The sequence below is a fragment of the Streptomyces sp. NPDC086549 genome, assembly GCF_044746205.1.
Classification (GTDB): domain Bacteria; phylum Actinomycetota; class Actinomycetes; order Streptomycetales; family Streptomycetaceae; genus Streptomyces.
Window position 1 is genome coordinate 1 of sequence record NZ_JBIVBS010000056.1, and the last position, 7,241, is coordinate 7,241.

At 66.6% G+C, this 7,241-nt stretch carries 6 protein-coding genes; 1 reads left to right on the forward strand and 5 read right to left on the reverse strand.

The window, feature by feature from the left end; all coding sequences use genetic code 11:
- Positions 1-94: 94 nt before the first annotated feature.
- The 5 genes from ACIPSA_RS51245 to ACIPSA_RS51265 form a co-directional block, all read right to left on the reverse strand.
- The gene (locus ACIPSA_RS51245; protein ID WP_402649187.1) at positions 95-757 is read right to left on the reverse strand and encodes a DUF5825 family protein; all 663 of its coding nucleotides are present in this window, start codon (positions 755-757) and stop codon (positions 95-97) included.
- Positions 758-808: 51 nt separating this feature from the next.
- On the reverse strand, positions 809-2,710 hold the full coding sequence (locus ACIPSA_RS51250) for a RiPP maturation radical SAM C-methyltransferase (protein WP_402649190.1): 1,902 nt from the start codon (positions 2,708-2,710) through the stop codon (positions 809-811).
- Between the two features lie 271 nt (positions 2,711-2,981).
- The gene (locus ACIPSA_RS51255) at positions 2,982-4,679 is read right to left on the reverse strand and encodes an alpha/beta hydrolase family protein (RefSeq protein ID WP_402649193.1); all 1,698 of its coding nucleotides are present in this window, start codon (positions 4,677-4,679) and stop codon (positions 2,982-2,984) included.
- A gap of 92 nt (positions 4,680-4,771) precedes the next feature.
- Complete coding sequence (locus ACIPSA_RS51260) at positions 4,772-6,238, reverse strand: MFS transporter (RefSeq protein ID WP_402649196.1); 1,467 nt, start codon at positions 6,236-6,238, stop codon at positions 4,772-4,774.
- 327 nt (positions 6,239-6,565) lie between these two features.
- Entirely contained in the window at positions 6,566-6,970 is a 405-nt protein-coding gene (locus ACIPSA_RS51265; RefSeq protein ID WP_402649199.1) for an integrase core domain-containing protein, read from the reverse strand.
- Here ACIPSA_RS51265 and ACIPSA_RS51270 point away from each other — a divergent pair.
- Positions 6,897-7,241, forward strand: a 345-nt coding sequence (locus tag ACIPSA_RS51270; RefSeq protein ID WP_402649202.1) for a helix-turn-helix domain-containing protein, incomplete at its 3' end; no start/stop codon positions are given. The genes ACIPSA_RS51265 and ACIPSA_RS51270 overlap by 74 nt on opposite strands.

The following is a 7,241-nucleotide window of genomic DNA, read 5'->3' on the forward strand; positions in this document are numbered from 1 at the left end:
CGACGACACGACACGCCACCACTCCCACGGGAACGTCCGCCCTATGCCCCACCAGCGAAAACGCAGTCCTCAAGTCCGGAAAGACAACAACTTCTCAGATCATCGTCGGTGTCTGAGGCCACCGCCGTACCCGGTACGGTGCCCACCAGATATGGTCGCCGAACCGTACCGCCAACTCCTCGGTGACGAAGTCATCCACCACGTCCTGCGGGAGTGCAGTGGTGGGGACGCCGTCGGCGAGTGCGGCGATCGCCGCCTGATACTCGGGCTCATCGATGATGAACCGGCGCAGTTCACCGAAGCGCCGGTCCCGAACCTGCACGAAGCCCGGCCCCTGCCGGTGTACGCACTTGCAGATGTAGTAGCCGTTGCGCCAGCTCCGCAGCGCCTCTTCTGCCTCCGGCACGTCCAACAGCGCGGTCGGGGGATGCAGATGGTTCAGCCTGTTCCAGGAAGCGGGTCCGGGACCTGGGCGGACCTGCCAGTCGACAGCGATCGCCAGACTCGTCAGATCACCGACGAAGCTGAGGGCCCGCACGGTCCAGCCGGTGTCTACGGGATCCGTCAGGTCCACGGGCCGGGGCAGTGCCACCCTGCGGACCCCCGCCTCGAACAGCCTGCGGGCGGCTTCGCCGCCCGCGCCGTCGACCTCGATGTCGCCAAGGCACATGCCGGGCAACTCGCTTGCGGTGGTGTCGTGGTCGCGCCATGCCCTGACGGCGAAGGGGGAGGCGGGTTGGGCTGTGGCAGCGGGCATCATGTTCTCCTCGAACTGGGGAGGGGGAGGGGCTGATGGGCGATCGGGCTGTCATCCGGTCGCCGGCGCCAGTTTGTCGGCGGAGGGCCGACGCAGGGCGTGCATCCGCAGCAGTTCCTCGTTGACCGCTGGCACCGCAACCTGGACGACCTGGCCACCGTTCTCGAATACAAGCCCTCGTTCGCGCCAGCCACGCAGTAGTTCTTGCACCTGTGACTGGTCCGCTCCGTCGCCGTTCGTCTCCCGCAGTTTGCGCACTGCGGCGGCCACAGTGTGTGGCTGGTCAAGCAGGCGGAACAAAGACACCTCGACCGGCTCGGTCAGCTCCAGCACATGCCAGTCGAACGCGCGCCTCCTGCTGACCAGTAGGATCCGGTCCTCCAGGTCGCAGTAGGTGAGCCGACTGTGTGCGTAGGACTGCTTCCACTGCCGGATGGCCGAGTTGAGTCGTTCGACGACCTCATTGCCGACACCGCGCGGCGGCACGTCGAAGACATAGGCCAGGTCGAACATCTCTGCTTCGGGCAGATCGTAGGTGAGCCGGTAGGGCTCGGCGGGGCGCAGCTCGGAGAAGCCGAGGCCCGGGTTGTTGAAGTACGGGCTGAACCGTTCGATGGCGATCCGGGCTGACTCCTCCACCGGAGGGTTGAGGTGCTCCAGCGCGGGCAGCTGGCAGGTGACTTCGTCGTAGTCCTCGGGGGCCTCCCCGGGGAAGCCGTGCAGGTAGTTCCAGACCACCGACAGGCCCGCCGTGGCGCCGTCCCGCATCATCCGCACGTTCTGGCAGCCGGTGACGCCCTTGTCCATCAGGCCCAGAACTCTGCTGCTCAGGCTTTCGATGCCGGGCTGGACATAGATCAGACCTGCGTCGGCGAGGGTCTGCAACTGACCGCGTCGCATGTTTGACTTGATCTCGTAGTGCATGCGCAGATCGAATCCGCTCTCAACGATGCGCGGCAGCAGCGAGGTCACGTATCCCATGTCGAGGATGTTGTCGACGACATACATGTCCAGGACGCGGTAGGTGCGGGCGAGCCCGACGATCTCCTCGAAGAACGAGCTGGGATCCTTGCTGCGGAACTGCATGAACGAACCGTTCAATCCGCAGAACGTGCAGTGGTGCTTCTCGCCCCACCAGCAGCCGCGGGCGCCCTCGACGACGAGTTTCGGCTCGACCCAGCCACGCGCGGAGGAGGCCGTCAGCCGTTCGAAGTACCCGCTGTAGTCCGGGGAGAGGATCGCCGCGGGTGGCAACGGCGTGGTGCTCATGGGATTGGCCACCGACGTGCCGCTCTGGTCACGCCAGCACAGCCCAGGGACTTCGGTGAAATCGCGCTCGCCGTCCAAGGATTTGAGGAGTCCGGGGAAAGACTCCTCGCCCTCGCCTCGTACGACGTAATCCACAAACGGGAAGTTCCGGTGCACGGCCTCGCCCTGCTTGCCGTCACAGTTGGCGCCGCCCATGACGGTCACGATGCCTGGCGCCAGCCGTTTGACGTACTTGGCAGCGGCGAGCGCGGCGGTGTTCTGCTGGAAGGTGGAGGTGAATCCCACGACATCGGGGTCGTGGGCCACAATACGTTCAGCGATGTGCTCGATGAAATCCGGTGCCATTTCATGCAGCTGGGTGGTCATCCGCATGCGCGCCGAAGACAGCCGGTCGTTCATGCTTGTGGTGAACTCCGCTAAGCGCCATCGTCGGTTGTCGTACAGGGCAGAGGAGAACACCCAGTCGCCGCAGCCGAGGAAGTAGGAGGCAAGGGAGTAATAGCCGTAGTCGGTAAGGGAGAAATCGGTGCGCTGGGTTATCCAGTCCACGAAATCTATGTCGGCGTGCAGAACCTCCGCCGCACCGCCGGGTACGTGTTCGTCGACACTGCGCTTGAGAATGCCCAGGGCCAGTGAAGGCAGATCGATCGGAGCCCAGGGCATGTTCACCAGAAGTACGCGCACTTCGCTGGCCTCTTCTCACGAAACGGTGGTGTCATTGCGGGCGGAGGGTGTGGAACGCGGTGTGGGACAGGGCCAACCCGGCCGGGTGGCGCGGGTCGGCCCCCCGCACTACTGCTCGTCCTGCTCTTCGGCGTTGCGGAACCGGACGACTACGCCGACGCCGACGGCCCGGTTGTCCTCGGCGCCCTCCAACGGGTCGTCGTGGAAGATCTCCTTCTGCATCACAAGCACCTCCCTCCCTTCTCGGTGGGTATGTCGCGGTCCGCTCGGCTCAACGTGCGGCCGAGACGTCTGGGGCCGGCGCGGGAGCGGGCCTGAGCGCCCGGCCGAGAAAGCGCAGGGAGCGCTCCAGGACGGCCACATGCTCGGCGCCGTTGTAGCCGTCATGGCCCGAATCCAGCCACAGCAGTTCATGGGGGATACCTCCCTCGCGCAGCACGGTGAGGTATGCCTCGATCTGCTCCGGCGGGCACTTGGCGTCATGTCGGGCAGCCACGAGCAACAGCGGTGAGCGGATCGCTCGCGCGTAGGTCGACGGTGAAGAATGCCGGTACCGTTCGGGCACCTGCTCCGGCGTACCGCCGAACAGCGTGGCGTCCAGAGAACGCAGCGCCGGGGTGGAGTGGTGGAATGCCGTTGCGTAGTCGGCGATGGGTTTGACCGCGACGCCCGCGTCCCACAGTTCCGGGTGCGTACCCAGGGCGAGCAGTACAAGATAGCCGCCCCAGGAGGTTCCGCTGAGGCCGACCGCCCCTGCCCGGCCGATCCCTTCGCTCAGCAGGTGGGCGCGGACCCGTACCAGGTCAGCGACCTGGGTGTGGCCGACGCCTTCGGAGTAGGCCGAGCGCCACTGGGGGCCGTAGCCGGTGGAACCGCGATAGTTGACCCTGGCTACCGCAAACCCTGAGCCGACCAACGACTGGACCATCGGGTCATAGGCGTCACGGGCGTGATCGGCGGGGCCGCCGTGGACCAGTAGAACCAGTGGATACGGCGGTTGCTGGTCGGCGGGCGTGGTGACCAGTGTGTGGACGGGGCCGTCCGGGCCCGCAGTCCACAGATCCTGTCGACGCCCGAAGGAGGGCAACCGCCAGCCATGCTGGCCGGGTAACGGTCTGCCGGACAGCGAGAGTGCACGCGGTGGGGTGACCGCGTCCGTCCAGATGAGGTGGATGTCGCCGTGGGCACGCGGCGCAGCGTCGAGCACGGTTCCCTCGACGGTCGGCACCGGCGTGACGGTACGGCGGAGCAGGTCCGCGGTGAACAGTCGACTGCGGCCGTGCCGGTCCTGGCGGAGCAGGACCCGCTCACCGCCCGGATACCAGCGCGCCGTGGTCTCCGTGTCCCAGGCGCACCAGGGGAACAACTCCAGGCCGGTCGGCCGCCGCCAGGTACCGAGGCGGTATTGTCCGCGGTCCTCGCACATCACCAACAGCACCGGTTCCAGGCGTCCGGGTGCGAAGCCGAGCCCCCAGACGCGCTGTGCGGCGCCGGACAACGTGGCGAGGGTGGCGCCGCCGGGAACCACGAGACGCACCGCGTGGCTCGAGTGCGGCGGTCCGCAGATCGCGAGCACGTCGCCTCCGGGCGCGAGGCCACCGAGGACGGCAGGCAGCTCGGTGCGGTACACCACTTCGCCGGGGCTGCCGCGGCTGCCCATGCGCACAGTCAGAGTGTTTTCGTCCGCGATGGCTACGGCGGCCTGCCCTTGGTCCGTCAGGGCCAGGCCGCAGGGTCTTCCCGGCGGCGTACCCACGAAGGCCGGGTTGTGGGGTCCGCCAGCGAACTCCTGTACGCGCCAGACTCCTTGGCCGTGCTGGTCCGCGTCGAACCACCACACCGCGGCGTCGGCGTCGATGGCGCACAGCAAGGTGCCCTGCTCACGGTCCGTCACTTGGCGGCTGATGTCGGTAGATCGGTCCCAGACGAAGATCTCGCAGCGGCCATCGGCGTCCCCGGTGTACGCCATTCGGTCAGGGTTCCGCGGGCATACCGCGGGAAGCACGGGCCGGTAGACGCCGTAGTTCCGGGTTGCTTGCGCGGTTGGACGTGATGCTGAGGTCACGACGTCCTTCCTTGTGTGCCGGTCCGCGGCTCGGCTTCCCCATCGTCCTGAGCGAGCCGCAACAGACCGGCACGCATGGTGGCGTAGCAGGCGAGTGCGGCGAGTGCAACGGCGCAGCTCAGGGCCACCTGGCGCCCGCCGACGGCGGAGACGAGGAGGCCCGCGGTCGCGGGAGCGAGAGTGGCGACGGCCTGTCCCGTCGTCGCGAGGGCGGTGCCGGTACGGCCCTGGAAATGGTCGGGAGTGATGAGGACGGCCTTCGTCTGCAGGGTGATCACCACGGCGGGCGCGGTGAACGACACCAGGCTCAGCAGCAGCCCGTACGTCCAAGTTTGGGTGGCATAGGCCAGCGCCACGGCGGTCGGCACCATGGTCCAGGAAGCGCCGGCCACGATGCGGCCGGGAGATATCCGCTGCACAGCCAGGGGAGCGATGAGCGCACCCAGCAGACCGCCAACCCCGGCCAGAGTGAGGATCACTCCGATCGACGACGGACCGGCCCCGCGAGCGTGCGAGGTGAACACCGCATGGAAGTACAAGGTGCTCAGTACGGCGTTGATCCCTGCGGTCCACACCATGACGAAGCGCAGGAAAGGTTCCTGGCGGATGAAGCGGACGCCTTCGGCGAAGTCCACGAGAAGGGAGGCCGGCTGGTGCTCCGCGCGCTCGGGACTCAGTTCCGTGCGGATGGCCTTGCTGACCATTGCGACCAGCAGGAAGGAGAGTGCGTCCGCGAGCAGCGGCAGCCAGCGGGCGAGTTGGCACATCAGTCCGGCGACGGTGGGGCCGATGATCTGGACGGCCTCGTCCCGTGCTTGGAGTCGGCTCATCGCCACGGGGTAGCGCTCGGGTGGAACGATTCTGCGTACGGTGCCGTGAGCTGCCGCAGCATAAGTCGCGCTCGCCACCTGCTCCACCATGGCCACGGCGAGGAGGTGCACCAGCACAACGTGGCCGAGCGCCACGACTGCGAAGGCGGAGCCCATGGCACCGGACGCCATCAGCGCGGACCAGTACATCATCCGCTTGCGCGGCCAGCGGTCGGCCAGGACCCCGGCGAACGGTGCGATGGACAGGCCGGTGACCATGCCCACCGTGGCCACCAAGCCGACCTGGGTGGCAGGGTATCCGGCCCCGAGAAGAATGAGTGGAACAAAGAGCGAGGAAGCGCACGTTCCCAGACCGTCAATGGCACCGGCGAGCCAGAACAGCCGGAAATCTCTGTTTCCAGTGGATCCACCAAGATCGAGCACAGCAGCCGTGGGTGATTCCCGCTCCCCGTGCCGCGACAGAATTCCCCTGGAGGATAATTCGTTGAATCCTCCAGGATATTGGATCTCCTCGCCTTCTTCCTCCGGCATCAGAGGCGCCCGAAACCGACGGCCGAATGAGCCAAAGCGTTCATGAAGTGCCTCGCCCCCAGCCAATCGCGAGTCGTTCCAAGAGTTGACATCAACGACCATTGGGCGACGCGAGCGTATCCGAGCACTCACGCGGATCGCAATAGCTTGCGGGGCGCTCGGCGCAGATCTTTTATGGCCCTCCTGCCGTTTGCTGATCTTTAAGAAGCTGTTGTCATTCCGGGCTTGAGGACTGCGTTTCCGCAGGTCGGACGTAGGGTCGGAGATCCTGTGGGCATAGCGGCCTGTCGTGCTGTCGCTATCCGGGAGGTCGCGGATGCCGTCGGTGATTGGGCTGTTGGAACAGCGTGAGCTGGATGCTCGCCGTCGTACGGACGAGCTGCGTGAGGAGGCCGACCGTGGGCCTCGACCCCGAGTCCTGGACACGAGTTATGCGGCTGGTGCCAGCGTAGTTGATGTTGTTTCGGACGCCGTCTCGTAGGCGATCGGGCTGCGATACCCGAGGCGGGAATGACGGCGTCGGGTGTTGTGGCGGTGCAGCCAGCGGAACGTGGCGAGGCGGGCCTCGCACTTGCTGGACCAGCTCTTTCGGCCCTGGCGCGTCTCGCGTTTGAACATTGCGTTGAAGGACTCGGCGAGCGCGTTGTCCGCTGAGTTGCCGACCGCGCTCATAAACTGACGGACCGCTACTGAACTTGAATGAGTGATGTCGGGGCCGTTCGCCTGACAGCGACTGGCCGGCCCCGGTAGCCCTGAGGTCGTGAGATATGCGCAGGGCGGCGGGTTGACCGATGCTGGAAGGGCCGCGCGGGAGCGGTTACGGCTGCAGGCCATGGAACGCTTCGAGGGCGGGGAGAAGAACCGGGAGATTGCTGCCGCGCTGAGGGTGAGCGAGCGGTCAGTGGCGCGGTGGCGCCGGGCCTGGCGCGAGCGGGGCGAGATCGGCGTCCGGTCGAAGGGGTCGTCAGGTTGCCCAAAGCTCAGCCCGACCCAGATTGCCAGGCTGGAAGGTGTCAATCCCCTCGCGTCGTGGAGATCTTTCAAGCGGCCAATTCCACGGCGGGGTCGGCCTGGTGTTCTCGTTCGTAGTCGATCGGGCTCCGGT

Excerpts from the sequence above, each read along its gene's own strand:
- ACIPSA_RS51265 (WP_402649199.1), bottom strand. The coding sequence starts at position 6,970 with ATGGCCTGCAGCCGTAACCGCTCCCGCGCGGCCCTTCCAGCATCGGTC.
- ACIPSA_RS51245 (WP_402649187.1), bottom strand. The coding sequence starts at position 757 with ATGCCCGCTGCCACAGCCCAACCCGCCTCCCCCTTCGCCGTCAGGGCA.
- ACIPSA_RS51255 (WP_402649193.1), bottom strand. The coding sequence starts at position 4,679 with ATGGCGTACACCGGGGACGCCGATGGCCGCTGCGAGATCTTCGTCTGG.
- ACIPSA_RS51260 (WP_402649196.1), bottom strand. The coding sequence starts at position 6,238 with ATGGTCGTTGATGTCAACTCTTGGAACGACTCGCGATTGGCTGGGGGC.